Raw genomic sequence first — 23667 nt, 5'->3', positions numbered from 1 at the left:
CCCCTTTCGCGTACGTACGTGACGGCCTCTGGTGTGATTGTCGTGGCCCTGTCATTATCCGAGCCATGGAGCGACGACGCTTTCTCGTGGGAGCCCTCGCGGCCGGGGCCGGGGTCATGCTCGGGGCGCCCGCCGCCGCGGCCGTGGACGTACGCGCGTGGATGGGCGCGCACGGCGACGGGACCGCGCTCACGCGGCTCACCATCCCCGGCACGCACGACTCCGGAGCCCGGTTCGGCGGACCCTGGTCCGAGTGCCAGAACACCACCGTCCGGCAGCAGTTGGACAGCGGGATCCGGTTCCTGGACATCCGGTGCCGGGTGACCGGTGGGTCGTTCGCCATCCACCACGGCGCCTCCTACCAGAACATGATGTTCGGCGACGTCCTCGTCGCCTGCCGGGACTTCCTCACCGCCCACCCCACCGAGACCGTCCTCATGCGGGTCAAGCAGGAACACTCCGGGGAGTCCGACGCCACCTTCCGCGCGGTCTTCGACGACTACCTCGACGCACGCGGCTGGCGCCCCCTCTTCCGCGTCGGGGACCGGCTGCCCCTCCTCGGCGAGGCCCGCGGCAAGGTCGTCCTGCTCGCCGACAACGGCGGCCTGCCGGGCCTGCGATGGGGCGACGGATCCGTCTTCGCGATCCAGGACGACTGGAACGCCCTGCCCGACGCCAAGTACCCGAAGATCGAAAGCCACTTCCGCGCGGCCCACGAACAGCCCGGCAAGCTGTACGTGAACTTCGTCAGCACCTCCGCCTACCTGCCGCCCCGCTGGAACTCCGACCGGCTGAACCCCCGCGTCCACGGCTTCCTCGACGGGACCTGGGCGGCCGGGAAGACCGGTCTCGGGATCGTCCCCCTGGACTACCCCAACACCCGGTCAGGCCTGGTCGACGCCCTGCTCCGGCACAACTGACCCCTCCGGCGGCGGTGTCGGCGCCCCCGGCAGCCGCACCGTCGCCACCGTGCCGCCGCTCTTTGCCGGGGTCAGCGTGACCGTGCCGCCCGCCTGGTGGACCGTACGCGCCACGATCGACAGGCCCAGGCCCGAGCCCGGCAGGCTGCGGGCCGAAGGGGAGCGCCAGAAGCGGTCGAACACGTGCGGCAGCTCGTCCGGCGCGATGCCGGGGCCCTGGTCGCGGACGGTCAGCTCGCCCCGCATCAGGGTCACCCCGACCGTCCCGCGCTGCGGCGAGAACTTCACCGCGTTGTCCAGGACGTTCATCAGCGCCCGCTCCAGGGCGGCCGGCTCCGCCCGTACGTACCAGGGCGCCAGATCCGTGACGAAGGTCAGCGCTGGACCGCGCAGCCGTGCCCGGTCCAGCGCCGCCCGCAGGATCGTGTGCAGCGGAACCACCTCCAGACGCCCCTGCTGCGCCGCGTCCGGACGGGCCAGCTCCTGGAGGTCGCCGATCAGCGAGGCCAGCTCCGTCATCTGCGCCTTCACCGAGGCCATCAGCGCCCGCCGGTCCTCGGGCGGGATCGCCCGGCCCGTCTCCTCGCTGCGCGCGAGCAGCTCGACGTTCGTACGCAGCGAGGTCAGCGGGGTGCGCAGTTCGTGGCCCGCGTCCGCGATCAACTGCGCCTGCCGGTCCCGCGAGGTCGCGAGCGCCGCCGTCATCGCGTTGAACGAGCGGGACAGCCGGGCGATCTCGTCCTCGCCGTCCACCGGGATGCGCACGGTCAGGTCCTCGGTCGCGGCCACGTGCTCGACCGCGCCGGTCAGCCGGTTCACCGGTTCGAGCCCGGTCCTGGCCACCCACAGACCGGCCGCGCCCGCGCCGACGACCCCGATCCCGGAGACGAGCAGCAGCACCCAGCGCAGGGTCGACATCGAGTTGTCGATCTCGGCGAGCGGCCGGGCCACCGAGACGGCGAGCCCGATCGGACCCTCCTGCGGGTAGGTGTAGACCCGCATCTCCCGCCCGCTGTCGTCCTTCACCGTGTGCAGGACGTACTCCAACCGCCCCCGCGCCACCGCGAGATCACCCTCCCCGGCCGGGATCGCGGACTTCCCCGAGGTGCACACCCCGCCGTCGGCGAGGATCACCTGGACCGTGTACGAGCCCGCCACCGGCGGCGGCGTACCGCCCTGGCGGCAGAGGGACAGCAGGCTCTGCACCCCGGACGGGTCGAGCCGGGTGCTGCGCAGCGAGGAGTCCATCTCGGTCTCCAGCTGCTCCCGCGTCACGAACCAGCAGGCCAGCGACACGGCCGCCACAGCGAGCGCCACCGCGACCGCCGTGAGCAGCGCGAGCCGGGAACGCAGCGGACGCGAACGGAACCAGGGCAGGGGACCCCTCACCGGCCGCTTCTCCGACCGCACGCCCTGCCCTGCCCCGGAACCGCTCACTCCCCGCCTCCTCCGCGCAGCGCGTACCCCACGCCCCGCACCGTGTGCACGAGACGCGGCTCGCCGCCCGCCTCCGTCTTGCGCCGCAGATACATCACGTACACGTCCAACGAGTTCGAACTCGGCTCGAAGTCGAAGCCCCACACCGCCTTCAGGATCTGCTCCCGGGTCAGCACCTGCCGTGGGTGCGCCAGGAACATCTCGAGCAGCGTGAACTCGGTCCGCGTCAGCTCGACCGTCCGCCCGCCCCGGGTCACCTCGCGCGTGGCCAGGTCCATCCGCAGGTCCTCGAAGGCCAGCACGTCGGTGTCGGTGGCGGAGGCGGCCGTCGCCGAGGCGTACGAGCTGCGCCGGAGCAGCGCCCTGATCCGGGCGAACAGCTCGTCCAGCTCGAAGGGCTTCACCAGGTAGTCGTCCGCGCCCGCGTCGAGTCCGGTGACCCGGTCGCCGACCGTGTCGCGGGCGGTCAGCATCAGGATGGGGACGGTCGAGCCGGATGCCCTGATCCGGCGGGCCGCCGTCAGCCCGTCCATGCGGGGCATCTGGACGTCGAGGACGACGAGATCGGGGGCGTACGCCTCCATCCGGGCGAGCGCGTCGAGGCCGTCGACGGCGTCCTGCGTGCCGTACCCCTCGAAGGCGAGGCTGCGGCGCAGGGCCTCCCGCACGGCGGGCTCGTCGTCGACGATGAGGATGCGCTCGGCTTCGTTCTGCTGTCCCGTCATGGCCTCAGCGTCGCACGACGTCCCTTCGCCGGTCAGTTGTCGCCGCCCGCGCGCAGGCTCTCCAGGTCGGCCTTCACGGTCGAGATCGGGATCGCGAATCCGAGGCCCACACTTCCCGCGGTGGAACCGTTCGAAGCACTGGGCGCGTACATGGCGGAATTGATTCCGATGATCTCGCCGTTCATATCGATCAGCGCGCCACCGGAATTCCCCGGATTGAGCGAGGCGTCCGTCTGGATCGCCTTGTACGTCGTCTTCGACGAGCCGGTGTCGCCGTTGAACTGCTGCCCGCCGAACTCGAACGGCCAGCCCTGCCGGGGGTCGTACCGCTGCTCCTGCCGCTCGTCGCCGCCGTCCTCGTCCTTGGCGACGGTCACGTCCCGGTCGAGGGCGGAGACGATGCCGCTGGTGACGGTCCCGGTCAGGCCCTCGGGGGAGCCGATCGCCACGACCTGGTCGCCGACCCGCACCGTGGAGGAGTCGCCGAGGGTCGCGGCCTTGAGGCCGGACGCGCCCTTCAGCTTGATGAGCGCCAGGTCCTTGTCGGGGTCGGTGCCGACGGTCTCGGCCGGGTAGCTCTTGCCGTCGCTGAGCCGCACGGTGATCTCGGACGCTCCGGAGATCACGTGGTTGTTGGTGACGATCTCGCCGTCGGAGGTGATGATCACGCCCGACCCGGTCGACTTCCCGGAGTTCGAGGCCGCGGAGATCTCGACGATGGAGGGGGAGACCGCGTCCGCGACGCCGGCGACCGTGCCCGTGCTGCTCGCGGAGACGTTGGTGCCGCTCACCGTCGAGGAGGCTGCGGCCGGGGCGTCGGAGGTCATCTGCTGGACGAGGGTCGCGGTACCGCCGCCGACCGCCGCGGCCGCGATGGCCACGGCCGTCATGAGACCGACACCCCGCCGTGCGCGACGGTGGGGGGTGGGGGCCGGGGCTGCCGACGGGACCGTGGGCGGGACCGGCGGGGGCGGCGGCAGGTGCCCGCCGGACGGCCAGACCGTGGTGCCGGGCTCGGTGACGATCGGCCGGGCCGGGTCGTACGCCCGCGCCGGGTCGTACGGCGGCCTCGGCGGCTGCGGCGGGTGGTACGGCTGCGGCGGCTGCTGCTCCTGGAAGTCCGTCATGGCTACGACTCTCGGAGCCGTACATGAGAACCGTCTGAGGACCGCCTGAGAAGCCCGACAGAACCCCGTATGCCCCGAATGAGGAGCCCGCCCGAAGGAGGCTGCGTCAGGGGCCGCCGCAAGGGCTGCCGTAGGGGGGCCTCAGCCGTCGCAGCCGCAGGAGCGGCGGACCACCAGGGCCGAGGGGAAGAGCTTCACGCGCTCGCGGCGCGAGCCCGCCACCCGGAGCGCGTCGTCCAGGACCAGGTCCACCGCCGCCCGTGCCATCGCCGGCCGGTCCGAGGAGACCGTGGTCAGCGGCGGGTCGGTGAGCGCCGCCTCCTTCACGTCGTCGAAGCCCGCGACCGCCAGCTCCGTGGGCACCTCGATGCGCAGCTCGCGCGCCGCCCTCAGCACACCGAAGGCCTGGTCGTCGGTGGAGCAGAAGATGGCCGGCGGCCTGTCGGGGCCCGCGAGCAGCTTGAGGGCCACCTGGTAGGCGTCGTAGCGGTTGTACGGGGCCTCGAAGAGCCGGCCCTCCGTCGAGCGGCCCCCCTCCAGCATGGCGCGCCGCCAGCCCTCGACGTGGTCGGCGACCGGGTCACCGACGGCCGGGGTGTTCGGGACGCCGCCGAGACACGCCACGTAGGGGTGGCCGTGCTCCAGGAGGTGCCGGGTGGCGAGCTGGGCGCCGCCGATGTCGTCGGTCACGACGGCCACGTCGTCGATCGCCTCGGGCCGCTCGTGGAGGAGGACCACACGCGCGTCCCAGGCCTCGATCTCGCTCGCGGCCTGCTCGCTCATGCCCTGGCTGACCAGGATCAGACCGGAGACCCGCATGCCGAGGAAGGCGCGCAGATAGTGGACCTCGCGCTCGGTCCGGTAGTCGGAGTTGCCGACGAGGACCATCTTCCCGCGCTCGGCGGCGGCCTGCTCGACCGCGTGCGCCATCTCCGCGAAGAACGGCTGACGGGCGTCGGGGACGATCATGCCTATGAGGTCGGTGCGCCGGGACGCCATCGCCTGGGCGACCCGGTCGGGCCGGTAGCCCAGTTCCTTGATCGCGGCGAGGACACGCTCGCGCGTGGCCGGGGCGACCGGCCTGGGTCCGTTGTTGATGACGTAGCTCACGACCGCGGTCGAGGTACCTGCCAGTCGAGCTACGTCATCCCGCGTCACCTTGGCCACGCGCGGCAGTCTACGCGGGGTGACCTACCTACCGGCAGGTCGCACTGTGGCGTCCGCCACGTTCCTGTCCTCCGAAGGGGCGACGTCCACCGTGGCGCCCTTGACGCGGGCGCTCGCGCGGGCCTCCTCCGTGGCGCGGGCGTCCTTGGCGCGCGCCTCCTCGGCCGCCCGCTCGACCTTCTCGGGGGTGACGAAGCGGTAGCCGACGTTACGGACGGTGCCGATCAGCGACTCGTGCTCGGGGCCCAGCTTGGCCCGCAGCCGTCGTACGTGGACGTCGACCGTCCGGGTGCCGCCGAAGTAGTCGTACCCCCACACCTCCTGGAGGAGCTGCGCGCGGGTGAAGACCCGGCCCGGGTGCTGGGCCAGGTACTTGAGGAGCTCGAACTCCTTGAAGGTCAGGTCGAGGACCCGGCCCTTGAGCTTCGCGCTGTACGTCGCCTCGTCGACCGACAGGTCGCCGTTGCGGATCTCCATGGGGGAGTCGTCGGCGACGATCTGCTGGCGGCCCATCGCGAGCCGGAGGCGGGCCTCGACCTCGGCCGGGCCCGCGGTGTCGAGGAGGACGTCGTCGATGCCCCAGTCGGCGGTGACGGCCGCGAGGCCGCCCTCGGTGACGACGAGGATCAGCGGACAGCCGGGCCCGGTGGACCGCAGGAGCTGGCAGAGCGAACGCACCTGCGGGAGGTCCCGCCGGCCGTCGACGAGGATCACGTCCGCGCCGGGGGTGTCCACGAGGGCGGGGCCCTCGGCCGGGGCGACCCGGACGTTGTGCAGCAGCAGGCCGAGTGCGGGAAGCACCTCGGTCGACGGCTGGAGTGCGTTGGTGAGGAGCAGCAGTGAACTCATCGGACTCCTCCCACGAGCTTTCGGGTCCGCCCGTGCGGTACGGACCCCCATGCCATCGGTCGGTCGTGCTGCGTGCGCTCGCTCATAACGTCGGTTCCTCCTCGGTCCCTGCGAGGACGTGCACTGCTTCGTACATATCACCGCCTGCTCTCGCGCCATGAGAGCTTTTGTTCATCCGTCCGTAACAACGGTCGGAAAACGCAAAAGGACCCGGGGGCTGCGTCGCCCGGATCCTCTGCCCAGCAGAATAGCCCACATGCCTTCCGGAGGAGGGGACCGATTTCACATCGTGGATGTCTCCCTGATCACTTCCGGCTCCCGACGAGTCATGTCGCGTACGGATGACGCTGTCGGCGCGGGACGACGGCCGGCGCGTCCTGCCCGGGGACCGGCCCACGCGCGCATAGCCCATCATGGGGAGCGGCGCGCACACGAACGAAGGGAGTGCCGCTATGGCAGCGGGAACCATCCGCTACTGGGCCGCGGCCAAGGCCGCCGCCGGAGTCGCGGAGGAGCCGTACGCCGCGGAGCACCTCGCGGAGGCCCTCGACGCGGCCCGCGCGAAGCACCCCGGCGAGCTCGTCCAGGTCCTCAGGAGGTGCTCGTTCCTGGTCGACGGCGACCCCGTCGGGACCCGGAGCCATGAGACGGTACGGCTTGCCGAGGGCGGCACCGTCGAGGTGCTCCCCCCGTTCGCAGGAGGGTGATCCCCAGAGCAATGAGCAACGACCAGTACTACGGCGGTCAGCAGTACGACCCGTACGCGGACGGAGACCGGGGCCGCGGCGAGCAGCGGCCGCAGGACCCCGACGTCACGCAGACGTGGGAGGGTCAGACCTGGGACACCCAGTACCAGCCGGCCGTCTCCTACGACCAGGTCCGGGCCGCGAGGGCCGCCCAGGCGCAGGGACAGCCGCAGGCCCCGGGGACGTACGGGACGCAGGAGCCTTACGGGCAGCCGCCCGCACAGTCGTACGAGCAGGCGCCCGGTCAGTCGCACCCGCAGCCGTACGCGCAGGCGTACGAGCCGCCGCAGCAGCCGTACGAGCCGTACCCGTCGTACGGCGGGCAGGTCGGGCACCACGCCGAGCCGCAGGCCCCGCCGCAGGAGGTCCCGGCCCGGACTCCCGCGGCCCCTCCGGCGTCCGGCCCGGCGGCGGGTGAGGCGGGTCCCGGCTGGTCCTCGCCCACGACCTCCGGGAGCACCCGGCTGACCGACGCCCAGCGCGCCCGCGCGGAGGGCCGTTCGCCCGTCATCGAGCCCGGGATGCGACCCGCCGCCCTGACCGCCGTCCTCGGGCTGCTGCTCGCCGGGGGCGCCTCCCTCGGCACCTACGGACTGCTCCTCCCGCTCGTCCTGCTCCAGGGCCTCACCGCCGCCGGCTGGTTCCGGCTCAACGGCATGTGGCCCGCCCGGCAGGGCATCGCCCTCGCCTTCGCGGGCGGCCTCGCCGCCGACGCGGTCCTGCTCGCCATCGGCCAGGAGCACGCGGCCGCCGCGATCCTCGGCACGCTCGGCGCCTGGGTGCTGCTCTGCCTCGTCCTCCAGCTGCGCAGCCACGCCGACCCGGACGAGCGCATGTACGGCCTGATGGCCACGGTCGCCTCGGCGGCGCTGACGGTCATCGCCACCGGGCACCTCGGCGCCGCGTCCGACGCGGTGGTCGTCGGCGGGGTCGCGGTCGCCGCCGCCGTCCTGGCGCGCGCCCTCCCGCTGCCTGGCCCGGTGTCCCTGGTCGCCGCGCTGCTCGCCTCCGCCGGTGCCGGGATCGCGGCCGGCGGGTTCACGGACCTGGGCACCTCCGGGGCGCTCCTGGGCCTCGGGGCCGGGGTGTGCGCGCTCGTCGGCCTGCGGGTGGCCAGCTACGACTACCCGTCCCGCTTCGTCCACATGACGGCCGGGGTCGCGCTGCCGCTGACGGCGGCGGCGCCTGCCGTGTACCTGCTCGGCCGGGCCCTCACCTGACCCCGACGGCGCCCCGACGCGTCCCTGACCCCGCCCTGACCGGACCCTGATCCGAAAGCCGCGCGGGAACCAACCGGCCCTCCGACTCGTCGATCTTCGTGTCGGGGGGCCGGCACATATCCATTTCCAACGGGGGGACACTCAGCCCATGCGAGCACTGCGGATTCTGTTGGTCGTGGCCGTCGTGCTGGGCGGGGTCCTCGTCGGGATCGACCGGCTGGCCGTGGCGTACGCCGAGTCGGAGGCGTCGAGCCGGGTGAAGCTCGCGGCCGCCGAGAGCGAGTCCATCGACGTCGACATCAAGGGCTTCCCGTTCCTCACCCAGGTCGCGGACAAGCGGTTCGACGAGGTCGACGTGAAGGCGACGGGCGTGACGGCGACGGCGGGCAGCCGGCGGATCCGGGTCGGTGAGCTGACCGTGGCCCTGCGGGACGTCACGGTGACCGGCGACTGGGCGGGCGCGAGGGCGGGTTCCGCCAGCGGCACCGCCCTCATCTCGTACGCGGACCTCACCGCCGCCTCCGACCGGGAGGCCACCGTCGCCTACGGCGGCAACGGCAAGGTGAAGGTGACGGGCGGGGTGAAGGTCATGGGCCGCACCCTGACCCGCACGGTCCTGTCGACGGTGTCCGTGGTGAACGGCGACACCCTCAAGGTCCGCGCCGACGAGGTGCCCGGCGAGGGCATCCCGGGCGTCGAGGACCTGGTGCGCGAGCGGACCGACTTCGAGCGCCCGATCGGGCTGATCGCCGGGATGAAGGTGGAGAAGGTCGAGCCGCGCCCGGAGGGACTGGCCATCTCGGTGACGGGTCGGGACATAGTCCTGGCGGGCTGACGCCGCCCCTCCGTGAGCCCCGGCAGGCACGGGGTGAGCGCGTCTGGACCGCCTGTGGATCACATCCTGAGACGCGGCTGTCCGAACCGTAGAAGCAAGGCCCCGGACCAGGGTCCCCGGGCGCCCGGAGCCCTCTCACGCCGTGATCGTGTCTCACATCTCGGACGATCGCGTCTCAAAATGCGACACGCCGGTGACACGGCCGCCTGTCCGTCCCTACGATCGAGGGCATGAAGCGACAGGCGGATCTCACGAAGCGGCGGGCAGTAGACCTGTGCCGCGTCGCCGCCATGCTCTGTCGCTCCGTCTGAGCGGGACTCACCACTCCCGCATTCCTCAGGCCCTCCCACCGAGGTCAGGGCCGCCCTGTGTAGCCGTACGCACGTCCGCTGTCCGTGCGACGACGCGTACCGCGCCACACCCGCACCACACCGCCGCACACTGCCCCGGAGGAGAACAGCATGGCTCGCAGCGACGTCCTGGTCGACGCGGACTGGGTCGAGGCCAACCTCGACAACCCGCAGGTCGCCATCGTCGAGGTCGACGAGGACACTTCGGCCTACGAGAAGAACCACATCCGCAACGCCATCCGGATCGACTGGACCCAGGACCTTCAGGACCCGGTCCGCCGCGACTTCATCGACCAGGAGGGCTTCGAGAAGCTCCTCTCGGCCAAGGGCATCGGGAACGACACGACGGTCGTCCTCTACGGCGGCAACAACAACTGGTTCGCCTCCTACGCCTACTGGTACTTCAAGCTCTACGGCCACCAGGACGTGAAGCTCCTCGACGGCGGCCGCAAGAAGTGGGAGCTCGACTCCCGCGACCTCGTCGCCGAGGTGCCGTCCCGCCCGGCCACCGAGTACAAGGCCAAGCCCCAGGACAGCTCGATCCGCGCCTTCCGCGACGACGTCGTGGCCGCGATCGGCGCCCAGAACCTGGTCGACGTCCGCTCGCCCGACGAGTTCTCCGGCAAGCTGCTCGCCCCGGCCCACCTCCCGCAGGAGCAGTCGCAGCGCCCCGGCCACGTGCCGAGCGCCCGCAACATCCCGTGGTCGAAGAACGCCAACGACGACGGCACCTTCAAGTCGGACGACGAGCTCAAGGCCCTCTACGAGGACGAGCAGGTCGACCTGGCGAAGGACACCATCGCCTACTGCCGCATCGGTGAGCGCTCCGCGCTGACCTGGTTCGTGCTGCACGAGCTGCTCGGCGTCGAGAACGTCAAGAACTACGACGGTTCGTGGACCGAGTACGGCTCCCTCGTCGGCGTGCCGATCGAGCTCGGCGCCAACAAGTAATCCCCCGGACCTCCCCTCCTCCGGACCCCTCGACCCGTAAGGACAGAACGACATGTGTGGAGCGCAGCCCGGCGGCCCCGACGCCTCGACGATCAAGCCCGGTGAGACCACGATCCAGGGCTTCGTGACCAAGGACGGCGAGCCCGTCACCGGTTACGTCCGCCTCCTGGACTCGACCGGCGAGTTCACGGCCGAGGTCCCGACCTCCGCCACCGGCCAGTTCCGTTTCTACGCGGCCGAGGGCACGTGGACCGTCCGCGCCCTGGTGCCGGGCGGCACCGCCGACCGCCAGGTCGTGGCGCAGAAGGGTGGCCTCGCGGAGGTCGCCATCGCGGTGTGATCCCGCAACGCTGAACCGGCCGAAGGGCCGTGCCTCCTGGGGGGTTGGACGCCATTTCCAGGACCAGAGGCACGGCCCTTCGGTCCTTTTCCTTTTGCGTCTCTCGCACTGCTCGGCGCTGGGGCGCCTCTCAGGCTTCGAGGCGCTGCGGCGGACCGACCGCCGATGACGGGGGGCCGGCCCGGTCGTACGCTGAAGGTGTGTACGCACGCCGTCGGCACGTCTACTTCTGGATGATGGGCGCCTGCCTGACCCTCTTCGTGGGCGCCTGGGCCGTCGTGCGGCTCTTCTCGACGCCGGTGGCCGTCGGCATGTGCGTGGTCGCCATGCTCATCCCGCCGGCAGCCGCGATGATCGCGAACCGCCGGGGCCCCGAGGACCGCTGGTGGGACGACCCCTCGGGGGACCCGAAGTCGGACGAGTGGTGGGACGAACTCGACGGGAAGCGGCGCCGGGAGCGCTGAGCGGGGCGCAGGGCGCGGGAAGGTCAGTACACGAGGGCCTGGGTCCCGTCCGCCATGGCCTCCTGGACGAAGACCTGGGCGCCGGCGATACGGACGCCGGCCAGGACGTCCTTCTCCGTGATCTCGCGACGGGCAGCGCACTGCGTGCAGAGGGTGATCCGCCCGGCCGTCAGGATCGAGTCGATCAGGTCCGGCAGCGGCGCCGCGTGCGGGAGTTCGAACTCGGCGGCCCGGCCCGGGAGAGCGAACCAGGCGGACTCGCCGGTCAGCCAGAGCGAGACCTCGACCCCGCTGGCGACGGCGACCGCGGCCACCGTGAAGGCCTGCGAGCAGCGTTCGGGGGCGTCGGCCCCTGCGGTCACCTTGATCACGAGCTTCTTCGCCATATACCGAACTGTAATGCGCGCCCCTGCAACCCCCTGCGCGCCTCACGTGTCTGGTGGGTGCGCGGATGACGGAATCCGCGCTTCAGGTCTCGTGGGGGGACTCTTGAGCAACGAAGAAATCAGGCGAAATCCGGAAACGGCACCGCCGCCGGAGCCGGATGCCGGGGCGGAAACCGCCCCTCCGGTCGCCTCGCAGCCGATCGCACCCGATGTGTCTCCGGACACACCGTCGGCGGTACGGCCCCGCCGCCGTGCCCTCCGCACGGTCGGCCTCATAGCCGTCGCGGCCGTCCTCGGCCTCGTCGGCGGCATCGCCGTCGGCTACGGCATCCAGGCCCAGCGCGAACCGACCGCCCTCCCGCCGCTGAACCAGCCGGACCTCGTCCACCCGAAGCCGCTCCCGAAGGGGCAGAAGGCGAAGCCGCTCCCGGCCTCGGAGGACCGGCAGGCGAAGGCGCAGGGCGACCTCCGGAAACTGCTGCTGCCGAAGCCCGCCGGAGCGAAGAAGGACGAGTTCGTCGACGACGACGGCTGGATGCCGGTGTACGAGTTCGCCTCGCATTTCACCGAGCCGGGCGGCGCACTCGACCACCAGCTGGATCTGGACATCCGCCGGGTCGCGGTCACGGCCTGGGCGACGGGCGAACACAAGCGGACCGAGATCCGACTGGTCCAGTACCGCGCGGGCGACGTCCTCGGAGCGGAGGAGTTCATCGAGGACCAGCAGGACTACATGCCCGACGAGGACTTCGCCGACAGTGAGGGCAAGGAGCTCAAGGGCTCGGCCAACGGCATCTACTACGTCTTCCCCGTGCAGCGGAAGGCGGGTTACCTCGACATGTACGAGGCCAGGGCCTACTTCCACCGCGGTGACGTCGCGGTCGAGATCTTCGTCGTGGACACGAAGAAGATCGCCGAGACGTACATCCGTTCGCTGGCCGAGCGACAGCTGGGGCGCCTGTGAGTGAGGACCGGAACGACATGACCGAACCCGTGGCGGACCGGCCGGCAGGGCCGACGGAACCCGCGCAGCCGACGGTGAGGAAGCGGGGGGCCCGCCGGGTCCTGCTCGGAGTCGTCCTGCCCTCCGTGATCGTCCTCGGCCTGATCGGCGGTGGCGTCGCGTACACCGCCGTCACCGTCTCCTCCGCCGACCGCACCGCGCCGACGGAGCTGTGGGCGCCGACGAAGAGGACCGCACAGGACGAGGACCCTGCCGCCGCCCTGGCACGCGGCAAGTCCGGCACCCCGCTGAGCAAGCTCCTGCTGCCGCTGCCTGAGGGGTACGAGTTCGGCCCTGACGAGGAGCTGTACGGGAACGACGGCGAGCTCGGCGCCGCGGAGGCCACCGCGCTGATGAAGCAGGTGGGTGAGGGGCTGTCCGGGAAGAAGCGCCGCGCCTTCGAGAAGGAGGTCGACAAGCTCGGCATCGCGGGTATCGGAGTCCGCTCCTTCGCCGACCGGGACAACGACGTCGTCGTCTCCGTCGAGATCGCGCGGATGAAGGACAAGAAGCAGATCAAGAACATCTACCGGCTGCGCAAGGAGGTCATGGACAGCCTGGAGTTCCCGAAGGGACCCAAGGTGAAGGACCACCGGAACACCGTCTGCTACACGGCGCCCGAGGACGATTCACTGGACAAGAAGGAGCGGGCCAAGGCGTTGGAGGAGATGATCTGCCTCGCGTACGACTCCGAGGTACTCGTCACCGTCACGGCGGCGGGCGCCAAGCCGTTCGACACGACGCGGGTGGCGGACCTGCTGAAGAAGCAGCTCGACCACATCGAGTCCCCGGGGGAGTACGTATGACCGAGCAGACCCAAACCCAGACCGAGGCCGGGACCCAGACCGAGGCCCCCTCCGATCCTCAGACGGAGGGTTCGGCGCCCGTCACCGAGGCCCAGGTCGAGCCGCAGCCCGAAGCCCCGGTCGAGCCGAAGTCCGAGGCTCCGGCCCGGACCGCGCCCAGGAAGTCACGGCGACCCCTGCTCATGGGCATCGCCCGCTGGACCGCCGCCGTGCTCGTCTGCGGCGGTGTCGGTGCCGGTACGGCGATGGGGATCACCGCCATGGAGCGCACCGAGGTGCCGGGGCTCGCGACCGAGACCGACGGCCGCTGGGAGTACCCGAAGCTCGCCCTTCCGGCGCTGCCCCACGGCGCCCCGCGCCCGTGGACCGACGGCAACACCGGCGAGGTCCACCACGCGGACCTGCGCGAGCTCCTGTTGCCCGCCCCGGCGGGTGCGACGGTCGACCCGAAGCTGAAGGGCGGCTGGGCAGGCCTCGACTCGTACCTGGCGCTGCTGCCCGAGAAGGACCGGGGCGATGTGAAGGAGTACATGACCGAGTCGGCGCTCCGGCACATCGCCGCCCGCGGCTGGACCACGCCGGACGGCACGACCACGCGGATCCACCTGCTGCGGTTCACGTCGGTGGCGTTCTCCGAGGCCTACAAGGACGTGGTGACCCGGGGGGTCTCGCAGAGCAGTGGGCTGCCCCTCGGGGTCGAGTCGGCGAAGATCGACATGTCCACGAACGGCGTCGAGGTGCCGTACCTCTCCGTCTACTCCTATGCGGAGGAGGAGCCGTACGGCCCCCAGCAGACCCGCTGGTCCTACATCCAGGCCGGTGACACGTTCGCCGTGGTCACCCAGACCCGCAAGGGCGGGACGCCGACCGTCCCCTTCCAGCAGACCGTCGCCCTCCAGGCGCAGCTGCTCGGCTAGCGGCGCCGCGCGAGACCGACCTCATCGAGTGGGCCGGACCCCCGACCATTAAGCTGGGGTCCGGCCCGTTCCGCCTTCACCGCTCAGTCGAGGAGCACCCTGTGATCATTTTCTTCGAAGCTCTGCTGGTCCTGGTCGCCGTCGGCGTGATCGCCTTCACCGGACTCGCTGTGAAGAAGCTGTACCAGGGCCAGCGCTGACCACCTCTAGAGAACGCCAGAGTTGCTGATGATCGAGATCCCGTCCGACCTCAACCCGGACCTCGTCCCCCTCGCGTTCCTGCTGGGCACGTGGGAGGGCGCGGGTGTCGCCGACTTCCCCGGCGCCGAGAAGTGCAACTTCGGCCAGTCCGTGACGTTCAGCCACGACGGCCGGGACTTCCTCGAGTACGCGTCCCACTCCTGGGTCCTGGACAACGAGGGCAACAAGGTCCGCCCGCTGGAGAGCGAGAGCGGGTACTGGCGCATCGACAAGGACCGCAAGGTCGAGGTCGTCATGGTCCGTGACCAGGGCATCGTCGAGATCTGGTACGGCGAGCTTGCCGACCAGAAGCCGCAGATCGACCTGGCGACGGACGCCGTCGCCCGGACCGCGGCCTCGGGCCCGTACTCCGGCGGCAAGCGTCTGTACGGCTACGTCAAGAGCGACCTCATGTGGGTGGGCGAGAAGGCGACCCCCGAGGTCCCGCTGCGGCCGTACATGTCGGCGCACCTGAAGAAGGTCGTGACGCCGGAGGAGGTCGCGGACATGGCCCGCAACCTCGGCGACCTGCCGGACGACGGCATCGCCTTCTTCCGCTAGAAACCCCCCGGCCGGAAGCCCTTCGCGGGAACCCCTTCCGCCGGAGGCCTGGGTCCGCGCGCCGCGCCCTCCTACACTGGGGGGCGTGGTGAGCACCGACTGGAAGAGCGACCTGCGGCAGCGCGGCTATCGGCTGACGCCGCAGCGTCAGCTTGTCCTGGAGGCCGTCGACGCGCTGGAACACGCGACGCCCGACGACATCCTCGTCGAGGTCCGCAGGACCGCGTCGGGGGTGAACATCTCCACCGTCTACCGGACCCTGGAGCTCCTGGAGGAGCTCGGGCTCGTGAGCCACGCCCATCTGGGGCACGGGGCCCCGACGTACCACCTCGCGGACCGGCACCACCACCTGCACCTGGTGTGCCGGGACTGCTCCGAGGTGATCGAGGCGGACGTCGAGGTGGCCGCCGAGTTCACGGGGAAGCTCCGCGAGACCTTCGGGTTCGAGACGGACATGAAGCACTTCGCCATCTTCGGGCGCTGCGGGGACTGCGCCAGGAAGGCAGCCGCCGCGGAGTCGTAGGCTTGCCGTATGCAGCGACCTTCCACGACCAGCCCTCTGCTGTCCCTGCCCGGTGCCGTCGCCGCCGAAGGCCGCGACGAAGGTGTCGCCGCGCACTACGGCGACCTGTTCCGTGAGCAGCGCGCCCTCGCCGACGGCAAGGGTTTCGTCGACCTCTCGCACCGCGGTGTCGTCACCGTCACCGGTGACGACCGCCTGAGCTGGCTGCACCTCCTCCTCACCCAGCACATGACGGACCTGCCGCCCGGCAAGGCCACCGAGGCGCTCGTCCTCTCCGCGAACGGGCACATCGAGCACGCCCTGTACCTCGTCGACGACGGCGAGACGGTGTGGGCGCACGTCGAGCCGGGGACGCGGGCGGAACTCGTCGCGTACCTGGAGTCGATGAGGTTCTTCTACCGGGTGGAGGTCGCCGACCGTACGGACGACATCGCCGTCGTCCACCTGCCGGCCGGTTCCATCGCCGAGGTGCCCGAGGGCGTCGCCGTACGGGAGACCCCGCACGGCCGCGACCTGTTCCTGCCCCGGGCCGACCTGGAGTCGTTCGCCGGTACGCACGGTCCGGTCGCCGGGATGCTCGCGTACGAGGCGCTGCGGGTCGAGGCGCACCGGCCGCGGCTCGGCTTCGAGACCGACCACCGGACGATTCCGCACGAGATCGGCCTCATCGGCAGCGCCGTCCACCTCCAGAAGGGCTGCTACCGGGGCCAGGAGACCGTCGCCCGGGTGCAGAACCTGGGGAAGCCGCCGCGCCGCCTGGTGTTCCTGCACCTGGACGGCAGCGAGGTGCTGCTGCCGGGGCACGGCGCCCCGGTCCGGCTGGCATCCGACGGTGAGGAGGGCCGGCAGCTCGGTTTCGTGACCAGCTCCGTCCGCCACCACGAACTGGGCCCGATCGCCCTGGCCCTGGTGAAGCGGAACGTGCCCGTGGACGCCCCGCTGATCGTCGGGACGACGGCGGCCGCCCAGGAGACCGTGGTCGAGCCGTAGGCCGTCGGCGGGTCAGACCTCCAGCAGCACCGTGAACGGGCCGTCGTTGGTGAGGGAGACGCGCATGGACGCGCCGAACCTGCCCGTCTCCACGTGGGCGCCCAGTTCCCGTAGCCGGGCCACGACCTCGTCGACGAGGGGTTCGGCGACGGGGCCGGGGGCGGCGGCGTTCCACGTGGGGCGGCGGCCCTTGCGGGCGTCGCCGTAGAGCGTGAACTGGGAGATCACGAGCAGCGGCGCGTTCACGTCCGAGCATGACCTCTCGTCGGTCAGTACCCGGACGGACCAGAGCTTTCTGGCCAATTGAGCGGCTTTCTCCGGGGTGTCGTCATGGGTCACCCCGACCAGGACGCACAGCCCCTCTCCGCTGATCTCACCGACGGTCTCCCCTGCGACGACGACGCTCGCGCCGTCGACCCTCTGCACCACTGCACGCATGCGTCCCAACCTACCCAGCCGCCCGCAGTCCGGCGGACGAGGGGCCGAACGGGTGCAGAGCGCCTGCACGCGCGCGTGCAGGAGTGGCACCATGCGTGTCAGGCGGTGCGGCTCCGCACCGGTCGAGGGGACGATTCTCATGAGTGCACCTGGCACCGGACCGACACCGTCCGGTCCCGTACCGCTGATCCGCTCCGTCACCAGGGGCGGTGCGCCGGGCGGAGGCCCGGCTTCGCGGCCGCCCGTGCAACGGTCCGCCGAGGCCGCACTGCCGGACGGGCCGCAGCCGGACCTCGGCGCGCTGCGGCTGCCCGAGCTGCGGACGCTGCGGCGGGACGCGCAGAGCGACGAGGCCGACCTGAGCTACGTACGGCGGATGCTCCAGGGGCGGATCGACATCCTGCGGGCCGAGCTGGCGCGGCGGACCGATCCGGAGACGCCGGTCCTCGACCGGCTCTCCGAGATCCTCGCCGACGTGCCCTCCCGGCATCGCAGTTCGGCCCGGCACGTGACGCTGTCGACGCCGAGGAGCGAGGAGTACCGGCGGCTCGCGGCCGAGATGCTGTCGGAGGTCGAGCTGTCGGACCTGACGGCCCGGACGGACGACGAGCTGCATACGGCGATGGGGCGGCTCGCGGGGTACGAGCAGCAGGTCTCCCGGCGCAGGCAGCACCTCCAGCGGACCGCCGACGACTGCAGCGCGGAGATCGCCCGCCGTTACCGGGAGGGCGAGGCGCAGGTCGACGACCTGCTGGCGTGACGCGGCAGGGCGGGGGGCTCCGGGGCGGGCCCGGGGACGGGGTCCCCGGGCGGGCTGCGGGAGGGCGCGAGGGGGCCTCGCGGGAAGGGCGCGAGCGGCCCGGGGCGGCCGCGGGAAACTCGCGTGCGGACGCGTCGGGGGTGTGCGTAGGGTCGGAGGATGAGTGTCGACGTACGCGCGGTGACGGAGTCCGAGTTCCCCGACTGGCAGCGCGCCCTGCGCACCGGGTTCCTCCGCCCGCCCGTCGTGTCCGACGAGGAGGTCGCCGACCGGCTGGCGCACGTCGACCTCGCGCGGACCCTCGGCGCCTTCGACCGCGGCCGGGTCGTCGCCACCTTCCGGTCCTTCCGGCAGGAGGTCAGCACGGTCGGCGGAGGCAGCCTCACCGCCGACGCGATCAGCCAGGTCACCGTCTCCCCGACGCATCGCAGGCGCGGGCTCCTCAGCCGGATGATGACCGCCGACCTGGCCGCCGCGAAGGACCGGGGCGACGCGATCGCCACCCTGATCGCCGCCGAGTACCCGATCTACGGGCGGTACGGCTTCGGCGTGGCGAGCTGGGCCACCGAGTGGAGCGTGGACGTGCGCAGGGCCGGACTCGACCCGCGTCGCTCGGGCCGCCCCGAGGACGGCGGCCGGATCGACCTGACCGACGCCGCCGAGATCCGCGAGGTCGGCCCCGGGGTGCACCGCCGTCTCGCCGGCGTCCGCGCCGGGGTCACCCATCGCGGCACGCGCGACTGGGCGGTCGGCACCGGCCTCGGGGTGGACAGCGAGCCGTGGCGGGAGCCGTACTACGCGCTGTACCGCGCGGAGTCCGGCGAGGTCGAGGGGTTCGTGGCCTACACGGCCGACGACAAGTGGGGCGACGCCAAGCAGCCGCTGAACACCGCGACCGTACGGGACCTGATCGCCGTCACCCCGGCCGCCGAGCGCGCCCTCTGGCACTTCCTGTGCTCCGTCGACTGGGTCGGCACGGTCCGCTCCGGCTACCGGGCGCCCGACGACCCGCTGCCGCTGCTGCTGCCGGATCCGCGTGCCGCGAGGACGCTGACGTACGCGGACATGCTGTGGGTGCGGGTCCTGGACGTGGTCCGGGTCCTGGAGAGCCGGACGTACCCGGTGACCGACGGCCTCGTGCTCGATCTGCGGGACGGGGACGGGCTCGCCGGCGGGCGCTACCGGCTCGACGCCTCCCCGGACGGCGCCACCGCCGCCCGTACCACCGGGTCGGCCGATCTCGCGCTCGACATCGCCGAGTTGAGCACGCTCGCCTTCGGTGACGAGTCAGCGGTACGGCTCTGCCGGCTCGGGCGCGTCGAGGAGCTGACGGCGGGCGCCGCCGCACGCGCCGACCTGCTGTTCCGTACGCCGCTGCGGCCGTTCTCGCCGGACATCTTCTGACGTCCCTCGGGGCCGGCCGTCAGCGGGTCCGCACGCGGAAGAGGAACCCGGAGGCCGCGACCGCGACCGTGAGGAGGGCCGCGCACCAGCTCAGGGCGATCCAGGGGGAGTTCCCGACCGGCTGGTCGAGCAGCAGCCCGCGCATCGACTCGATCAGCGGGGTCACCGGCTGGTGCTCTGCGAAGCCGTGGAGCCAGCTCGGCATGGTGTCGATCGGTACGAACGCGCTGCTCGGGTACGGCAGGAACATCATGAAGAAGATGACCGCTCCGGCCGCCTCCGCCGTCCTGGTGAGCAGGCCCAGGGCCGCCGACAGCCAGGAGACGGCGGTGATGTAGGCGAGCAGCAGTCCGATCGCCGCGAGCCAGCCGCCGGCCGTGGCGGCGGGGCGGAAGCCGATGAGGAAGGCGACGCCGAGGACGAGGGCGGTCGAGAGCGCGTTGCGGGTGAGGGCGGCGGCCACATGCCCGGCGAGGAACGGCGTCCCGCCGATGTCGAGCGTACGGAAACGGTCGACGACCCCGAGCCGCATGTCCTCGGTGACGGAGACGGCGGTGCCCGCAGCGCCGAATCCGGCGCAGAGGACGAGGACGCCGGGGACGACGTAGGTGACGTAGCGGGTGCCGGTGTCGATGGCGCCGCCGAAGAAGTAGACGAAGACCAGCATCAGCATGATCGGCATCATCAACGAGGTGATGATGGCGTCGATGTTGCGGCGGTGGAGCCGGATGTCGCGCCCGGTGAGGGTGCTCGCGGCGGTGAGACCGCGGGTGAGGTGACGTGCGGTGCCGCCGGTGGGGCCGTACGAGCCGGAGGCCGACGTCGTGTGGTCAGACATGGCTGGGTTCCTTGTCGGCGGTGAGGGTCATGAAGACGTCGTCGAGCGTGGCCGAGTGCAGCGTGAAGCGGGCGATGTCGCGGCGCTCGGGGTCGAGGTCGTCGAGCAGCGCCCGTACGTGGGCGGCGCCGCCGTCGGTGGGGACGCCGAGGGCGCGGGTCCCGGGGTCGCGGGTCGCCGCGGGGTCGGTGAGGGGGAGTCGGGCGGTGAGGCGCAGGTAGCTCTCGTGGTCGTACGCGACGAGGTCGAGCCGGTGGGCGGCGTAACGGGCCTTCAGCTCGGTGGGCGTGCCCTCGGCGAGCGCGCGGCCCTTGCCGAGGACGGTGATCCGGTCGGCGAGGCGGTCCGCCTCCTCCAGGTACTGGGTGGTCAGGAAGACCGTCGTACCGCTGTCGGAGAGCTCTTTGACCGCCTGCCAGAGTTCCTGGCGGCTGCGCGGGTCGAGCCCGGTGGTCGGTTCGTCGAGGAACATCACCCGGGTCGCGCCGGGGTCGCGGACGAGACCGGCGGCGAGGTCGAGGCGCCGGCGCATACCGCCCGAGTACGTCCTGGTCAGGCGGTCGCCGGCCTCCGTGAGGTCGAAGCGTTCGAGGAGTTCGGCGGCGCGGCGGGTGGCGGCCGGGCGGGAGAGGCCGGAGAGCCGGGCCACCGTCCACAGGTTCTCGGCGCCGGTCTGGGCCTCGTCGACGGCGGCGAACTGTCCGGTGAGGCTGATCGCGCGGCGGACCCGGGAGCGTGCGCCGACGACGTCGTGCCCGGCCACGCGCGCGTGGCCGGCGTCGGGCGGGGTCAGCGTGGCGAGGATGCGGACGGCGGTGGTCTTGCCCGCGCCGTTGGGCCCGAGGAGGGCGAAGACGGTGCCGGAGGTGACGTGGAGGTCGAGGGCGTCGAGGACGCGGACGTCCCGGTAGGACTTGGTCAGGCCGGTGGCTTCGATGGCCGGAGGCATGGGTGTGCTCCCTGGGCTCGTGGGGCGTGTGGTGCGAGGGGGCGGGCTCGCACGGTGCGGCGTGCGTGCGGGGTGGGACGCGACGCAGAGACGTGCCGGTCTTTACTGCGTATGACATACGCGGCACTGTGTAAGGGTTACGCATTACTAGGATGGACGTCAAGCGTGTGAGGTGGCCGGGAGGCGGCGGGTTATGGCGGACGGCGAGGGCGGCAGGGGTCGCGGCGGCGGCGACGGCGGTCGGGGTGGCGACGGCGGGACGTTTCTGCCGCCGAGCATCGAGGCCGCCTGGGGGCTGCGCGAACGCCCGTCGAAAGGGCCCAAGCCGGGCCTGACCCTGGACCGGATCGTCGACGCGGCCGTCGCGCTCGCCGCCGCCGAAGGCCTCGGCGCCGTCTCCATGGGCCGCGTCGCCAAGGAGCTCGGCGTCTCGACGATGTCGCTCTACCGGTACGTCTCCGCCAAGAGCGAGCTGCACGTCCTCATGCAGGAGGCCGCCGTCGGCGCCCCGCCCGCGCTCTTCCCGCCCGGCACCGGCTGGCGCGAGGCCCTGGAAGCCTGGGCGTGGGCGCTGCGCGAGGTCTACCACCGCCACCTCTGGATGCTGCGGCTCCCGGTGTCGGGCCCGCCCGCGACCCCGAACCTGGTCGCCTGGTGGGAGCAGGCCCTCGTCGCTCTCGCGGGCACGGGCCTCGACGCGGGCGCCAAGATCTCGGTGACCATGCTGCTCGGCGGCTTCGTCCGGAACGACGCCCTGGTCATGGCCGACCTCGGCAGCGTCATCGCCGGGGGCGACGCGAGCCCGGAGGAGGTCCTCTCCCGGTACGCCCGCACCCTGCGGCGACTCGCCGACCCGGAGCGGTATCCGGAGGTGGCGCGGTTGCTGGACTCGGGTGTGATGGACCTGCCCGACGAGCCGGAGGCGGAGTTCCGCTTCGGGCTCGCCCGGACCCTGGACGGGATCGCGGTGCTCGTGGAGGGGTGCGCCTCCTGACGTCGCGGGGCGCTGTCACCGCCGGGCGCGCGGCGGGGTACCCGTACGGCGCGGTGAGTCCGGCGGAAGAGCGGGTCGGCGACGGGGCCGATCGGCTCCCGGGGCGCCGTTCTCGCCGTGAGGGCCCGTCGGTCCCGCCGCCGCTTCCGGGGCGTACTCCTTCGCGGGTGGTGCTCCTCAGTGGGTGACCAGGGCCTTCGCGGGCTCCGGCAGTTCCGGTGCTTGTGTCGGGCCGGTCGGGCGGCGGAGGACGGTGAAGGCGATGGCGAAGGCGGCGACGAGGAGGCCGGCGCCGACGCCGAAGGCCAGGTGGTATCCGCCGGTCAGGGCCTCCGCGGCGGGCCGCCCGGCCGCGGTGAGGGACTCGGTGCGGGTGGCGGCGAGGGTGGAGAGGACGGCGATGCCGAGGGCCATGCCGATCTGCTGGGTGGTGTTGAAGAGGCCGGAGGCGAGGCCCGCGTCCGCCTCCTCGGCCCCCGACATGGCGAGCGAGGTGAGGGCGGGGAGCGCCAGGCCGAAGCCGGCGGCGAGCAGCATCACGGGGAGCAGGTCGGTGACGTACGAGGCGTGGACGGGGACGCGGGTCAGCGGACCGAGGACGCCGACGAGCAGGACGAGGCCGGTGAGCAGGACGTTCCGCTCGCCGAAGCGGGCGATCAGGCGGGCCGAGACGCCGAGCGAGACGGCTCCGATGATCGCGGCGGCGGGCAGCATCGCGAGGCCGGTCTCGGCGGCTCCGTACCCGAGGACCTTCTGCAGGTACAGGGCGACGAGGATCTGGAAGGAGAAGAGCGCGGCGACCATCAGCATCTGGACGGCGTTGGCGCCGGAGACATCGCGGGAGCGGAGGATCCGCAGGGGCATGAGCGGGTTCGCGGTCCTGGCCTGACGGACGAGGAACCCGGCCAGGAGGGCGAGAGCGAGGGCCCCGACGCCGAGGGTGTGCGCCGAACCGGCTCCGTACTCCTCGATCTTGACGACCGCGTAGATCCCGGTCATGAGCCCGGTGGTGACGAGAGCCGCGCCGATGACGTCGGCGCCCGCCTTCAGCCCCAGACCCCGGTCGGAGGGGAGGGCGCGGAGGGCGACGAGGAGGGTGGCGATGCCGATGGGCAGGTTGATGAAGAAGATCCAGTTCCAGGCGAGGGCGTCGGTGAGGACACCGCCGAGGACCTGCCCGAGGGAGGCGCCGGCGGCGCCGGTGAAGCTGAACACGCCGATGGCGCGGGCCCGTTGGCGGGGCACGGTGAAGAGGGTGATGAGGATGCCGAGGCCGACGGCCGAGGACATCGCGCTGCCGACGCCCTGGAGGAAGCGGGCGGCGACGAGGATGCCGGGGGAGGGGGCGACCCCGGCGAGCAGGGAGGCGGCGGTGAAGACCCCGGTGCCCGCGAGGAACATCCGCTTGCGGCCGATCAGGTCCCCGAGGCGGCCGGCGAGGAGGAGGAGCGAACCGAAGGCGATGAGGTAGGCGTTGACGACCCAGCTGAGGCCGACGGGGGTGAACCCGAGGTCGCTCTGGATGGCGGGCATCGCGACCGTGACGATGCTGCCGTCGAGGATTGTCATGAGCATGCCGGTGACGAGAACGCCGAGGGCGAGCTGGGGGGCGAGGGGGCGGGAAGCGGCGCGAGAAGCGGGGCGGGGCGCGGGCATGGGGGTCACTCCTGTTCGAGGGAGGCAACAAGAGCGACATTAGCAGATGGTTTTGTTGCAGACTATTTTTT

At 72.0% G+C, this 23667-nt stretch carries 26 protein-coding genes and 1 pseudogene; 17 read left to right on the top strand and 10 right to left on the bottom strand.

What is annotated here, in order from left to right; translation table 11 throughout:
- Positions 1 to 65: 65 nt before the first annotated feature.
- The gene (locus tag ACFWV2_RS06270; RefSeq protein WP_384402382.1) at positions 66 to 920 is read left to right on the top strand and encodes a phosphatidylinositol-specific phospholipase C domain-containing protein; all 855 of its coding nucleotides are present in this window, start codon (positions 66 to 68) and stop codon (positions 918 to 920) included.
- On the opposite strand, the gene ACFWV2_RS06265 is transcribed toward ACFWV2_RS06270, so the two are convergent.
- From ACFWV2_RS06265 to ACFWV2_RS06245, 5 genes are all read right to left on the bottom strand, one after another.
- A complete protein-coding gene (locus ACFWV2_RS06265) occupies positions 885 to 2309 on the bottom strand; it encodes a sensor histidine kinase (protein ID WP_384402379.1) in 1425 nt (474 codons plus the stop codon). The two genes, ACFWV2_RS06270 and ACFWV2_RS06265, sit on opposite strands and share 36 nt — an antisense overlap.
- Positions 2310 to 2353: 44 nt before the next feature.
- Positions 2354 to 3082: a response regulator transcription factor gene (locus ACFWV2_RS06260; protein ID WP_360794171.1), complete on the bottom strand. Its 729-nt coding sequence runs from the start codon at positions 3080 to 3082 to the stop codon at positions 2354 to 2356.
- 32 nt (positions 3083 to 3114) lie between these two features.
- Positions 3115 to 4209, bottom strand: coding sequence for a S1C family serine protease (locus tag ACFWV2_RS06255; RefSeq protein WP_384402375.1), 1095 nt, complete (start codon positions 4207 to 4209; stop codon positions 3115 to 3117).
- Positions 4210 to 4350: 141 nt separating this feature from the next.
- The gene (locus tag ACFWV2_RS06250; protein ID WP_384402372.1) at positions 4351 to 5376 is read right to left on the bottom strand and encodes a LacI family DNA-binding transcriptional regulator; all 1026 of its coding nucleotides are present in this window, start codon (positions 5374 to 5376) and stop codon (positions 4351 to 4353) included.
- 24 nt (positions 5377 to 5400) lie between these two features.
- Positions 5401 to 6225 carry a winged-helix domain-containing protein gene (locus ACFWV2_RS06245; protein ID WP_384402369.1) on the bottom strand — a complete coding sequence of 275 codons (825 nt, stop codon included), beginning with the start codon at positions 6223 to 6225 and terminating at the stop codon, positions 5401 to 5403.
- 452 nt (positions 6226 to 6677) lie between these two features.
- Between ACFWV2_RS06245 and ACFWV2_RS06240 the strand changes: the two genes are divergently transcribed.
- From ACFWV2_RS06240 to ACFWV2_RS06210, 7 genes and pseudogenes are all read left to right on the top strand, one after another.
- On the top strand, positions 6678 to 6932 hold the full coding sequence (locus ACFWV2_RS06240) for a MoaD/ThiS family protein (protein ID WP_384402366.1): 255 nt from the start codon (positions 6678 to 6680) through the stop codon (positions 6930 to 6932).
- An 11-nt stretch (positions 6933 to 6943) separates the two neighbouring features.
- On the top strand, positions 6944 to 8191 hold the full coding sequence (locus tag ACFWV2_RS06235) for a hypothetical protein (RefSeq protein ID WP_384402363.1): 1248 nt from the start codon (positions 6944 to 6946) through the stop codon (positions 8189 to 8191).
- 148 nt (positions 8192 to 8339) lie between these two features.
- Positions 8340 to 9026, top strand: a complete 687-nt coding sequence (locus ACFWV2_RS06230; RefSeq protein ID WP_384402361.1) for a DUF2993 domain-containing protein — start codon at positions 8340 to 8342, stop codon at positions 9024 to 9026.
- Between the two features lie 230 nt (positions 9027 to 9256).
- Positions 9257 to 9337: a putative leader peptide gene (locus ACFWV2_RS06225; RefSeq protein WP_350497993.1), complete on the top strand. Its 81-nt coding sequence runs from the start codon at positions 9257 to 9259 to the stop codon at positions 9335 to 9337.
- A gap of 150 nt (positions 9338 to 9487) precedes the next feature.
- Positions 9488 to 10327, top strand: a complete 840-nt coding sequence (locus ACFWV2_RS06220) for a sulfurtransferase (protein ID WP_384402358.1) — start codon at positions 9488 to 9490, stop codon at positions 10325 to 10327.
- Between the two features lie 52 nt (positions 10328 to 10379).
- A complete protein-coding gene (locus tag ACFWV2_RS06215) occupies positions 10380 to 10667 on the top strand; it encodes a DUF1416 domain-containing protein (protein ID WP_017242395.1) in 288 nt (95 codons plus the stop codon).
- A gap of 185 nt (positions 10668 to 10852) precedes the next feature.
- Positions 10853 to 11131, top strand: a pseudogene (locus ACFWV2_RS06210) (DUF3099 domain-containing protein); the annotation flags it as partial.
- A 23-nt stretch (positions 11132 to 11154) separates the two neighbouring features.
- On the opposite strand, the gene ACFWV2_RS06205 reads toward ACFWV2_RS06210, so the two are convergent.
- On the bottom strand, positions 11155 to 11517 hold the full coding sequence (locus tag ACFWV2_RS06205) for a DsrE family protein (RefSeq protein ID WP_384402355.1): 363 nt from the start codon (positions 11515 to 11517) through the stop codon (positions 11155 to 11157).
- A gap of 211 nt (positions 11518 to 11728) precedes the next feature.
- Between ACFWV2_RS06205 and ACFWV2_RS06200 the strand changes: the two genes are divergently transcribed.
- The 6 genes from ACFWV2_RS06200 to ACFWV2_RS06175 all read left to right on the top strand — a co-directional run bounded on the left by ACFWV2_RS06200 (position 11729) and on the right by ACFWV2_RS06175 (position 16557).
- Complete coding sequence (locus tag ACFWV2_RS06200) at positions 11729 to 12481, top strand: hypothetical protein (RefSeq protein ID WP_384402352.1); 753 nt, start codon at positions 11729 to 11731, stop codon at positions 12479 to 12481.
- Between the two features lie 17 nt (positions 12482 to 12498).
- Entirely contained in the window at positions 12499 to 13326 is an 828-nt protein-coding gene (locus ACFWV2_RS06195) for a hypothetical protein (protein WP_384402349.1), read from the top strand.
- The gene (locus ACFWV2_RS06190; protein WP_384402346.1) at positions 13323 to 14243 is read left to right on the top strand and encodes a hypothetical protein; all 921 of its coding nucleotides are present in this window, start codon (positions 13323 to 13325) and stop codon (positions 14241 to 14243) included. Before ACFWV2_RS06195 ends, ACFWV2_RS06190 begins: the two co-directional genes overlap by 4 nt.
- Before the next feature lie 228 nt (positions 14244 to 14471).
- The gene (locus ACFWV2_RS06185) at positions 14472 to 15044 is read left to right on the top strand and encodes an FABP family protein (RefSeq protein ID WP_384402344.1); all 573 of its coding nucleotides are present in this window, start codon (positions 14472 to 14474) and stop codon (positions 15042 to 15044) included.
- Positions 15045 to 15129: 85 nt separating this feature from the next.
- Positions 15130 to 15567 carry a Fur family transcriptional regulator gene (locus tag ACFWV2_RS06180; protein ID WP_384402341.1) on the top strand — a complete coding sequence of 146 codons (438 nt, stop codon included), beginning with the start codon at positions 15130 to 15132 and terminating at the stop codon, positions 15565 to 15567.
- A gap of 9 nt (positions 15568 to 15576) precedes the next feature.
- The gene (locus ACFWV2_RS06175) at positions 15577 to 16557 is read left to right on the top strand and encodes a YgfZ/GcvT domain-containing protein (protein WP_384402338.1); all 981 of its coding nucleotides are present in this window, start codon (positions 15577 to 15579) and stop codon (positions 16555 to 16557) included.
- A 12-nt stretch (positions 16558 to 16569) separates the two neighbouring features.
- Here ACFWV2_RS06175 and dtd read toward each other — a convergent pair whose 3' ends face one another.
- A complete protein-coding gene (gene dtd / locus ACFWV2_RS06170; protein ID WP_360794199.1) occupies positions 16570 to 16995 on the bottom strand; it encodes a D-aminoacyl-tRNA deacylase in 426 nt (141 codons plus the stop codon).
- Positions 16996 to 17134: 139 nt separating this feature from the next.
- On the opposite strand from dtd, the gene ACFWV2_RS06165 reads away from it, so the two are divergent.
- Positions 17135 to 17755 (top strand): ABC transporter substrate-binding protein, encoded by a 621-nt coding sequence (locus ACFWV2_RS06165; protein ID WP_384402335.1) that lies wholly within the window; start codon positions 17135 to 17137, stop codon positions 17753 to 17755.
- Between the two features lie 159 nt (positions 17756 to 17914).
- Entirely contained in the window at positions 17915 to 19159 is a 1245-nt protein-coding gene (locus ACFWV2_RS06160; RefSeq protein WP_384402332.1) for a GNAT family N-acetyltransferase, read from the top strand.
- Positions 19160 to 19178: 19 nt separating this feature from the next.
- Here ACFWV2_RS06160 and ACFWV2_RS06155 read toward each other — a convergent pair whose 3' ends face one another.
- Both ACFWV2_RS06155 and ACFWV2_RS06150 read right to left on the bottom strand, forming a co-directional pair.
- On the bottom strand, positions 19179 to 19997 hold the full coding sequence (locus ACFWV2_RS06155) for an ABC transporter permease (RefSeq protein ID WP_384402329.1): 819 nt from the start codon (positions 19995 to 19997) through the stop codon (positions 19179 to 19181).
- The gene (locus tag ACFWV2_RS06150) at positions 19990 to 20946 is read right to left on the bottom strand and encodes an ATP-binding cassette domain-containing protein (protein WP_384402326.1); all 957 of its coding nucleotides are present in this window, start codon (positions 20944 to 20946) and stop codon (positions 19990 to 19992) included. Before ACFWV2_RS06150 ends, ACFWV2_RS06155 begins: the two co-directional genes overlap by 8 nt.
- A gap of 193 nt (positions 20947 to 21139) precedes the next feature.
- Between ACFWV2_RS06150 and ACFWV2_RS06145 the strand changes: the two genes are divergently transcribed.
- Positions 21140 to 21940, top strand: a complete 801-nt coding sequence (locus ACFWV2_RS06145) for a TetR/AcrR family transcriptional regulator C-terminal domain-containing protein (RefSeq protein WP_384402323.1) — start codon at positions 21140 to 21142, stop codon at positions 21938 to 21940.
- A 177-nt stretch (positions 21941 to 22117) separates the two neighbouring features.
- Here ACFWV2_RS06145 and ACFWV2_RS06140 read toward each other — a convergent pair whose 3' ends face one another.
- Positions 22118 to 23596, bottom strand: coding sequence for an MFS transporter (locus ACFWV2_RS06140; protein WP_384402319.1), 1479 nt, complete (start codon positions 23594 to 23596; stop codon positions 22118 to 22120).
- Positions 23597 to 23667: the final 71 nt, after the last annotated feature.

It is taken from the genome of Streptomyces sp. NPDC058671 (genome assembly GCF_042716475.1).
In the GTDB taxonomy this organism is placed as follows: domain Bacteria; phylum Actinomycetota; class Actinomycetes; order Streptomycetales; family Streptomycetaceae; genus Streptomyces.
Note: the sequence above shows the minus strand (reverse complement) of the source record. Positions and strands in the feature narration are given on the sequence as shown.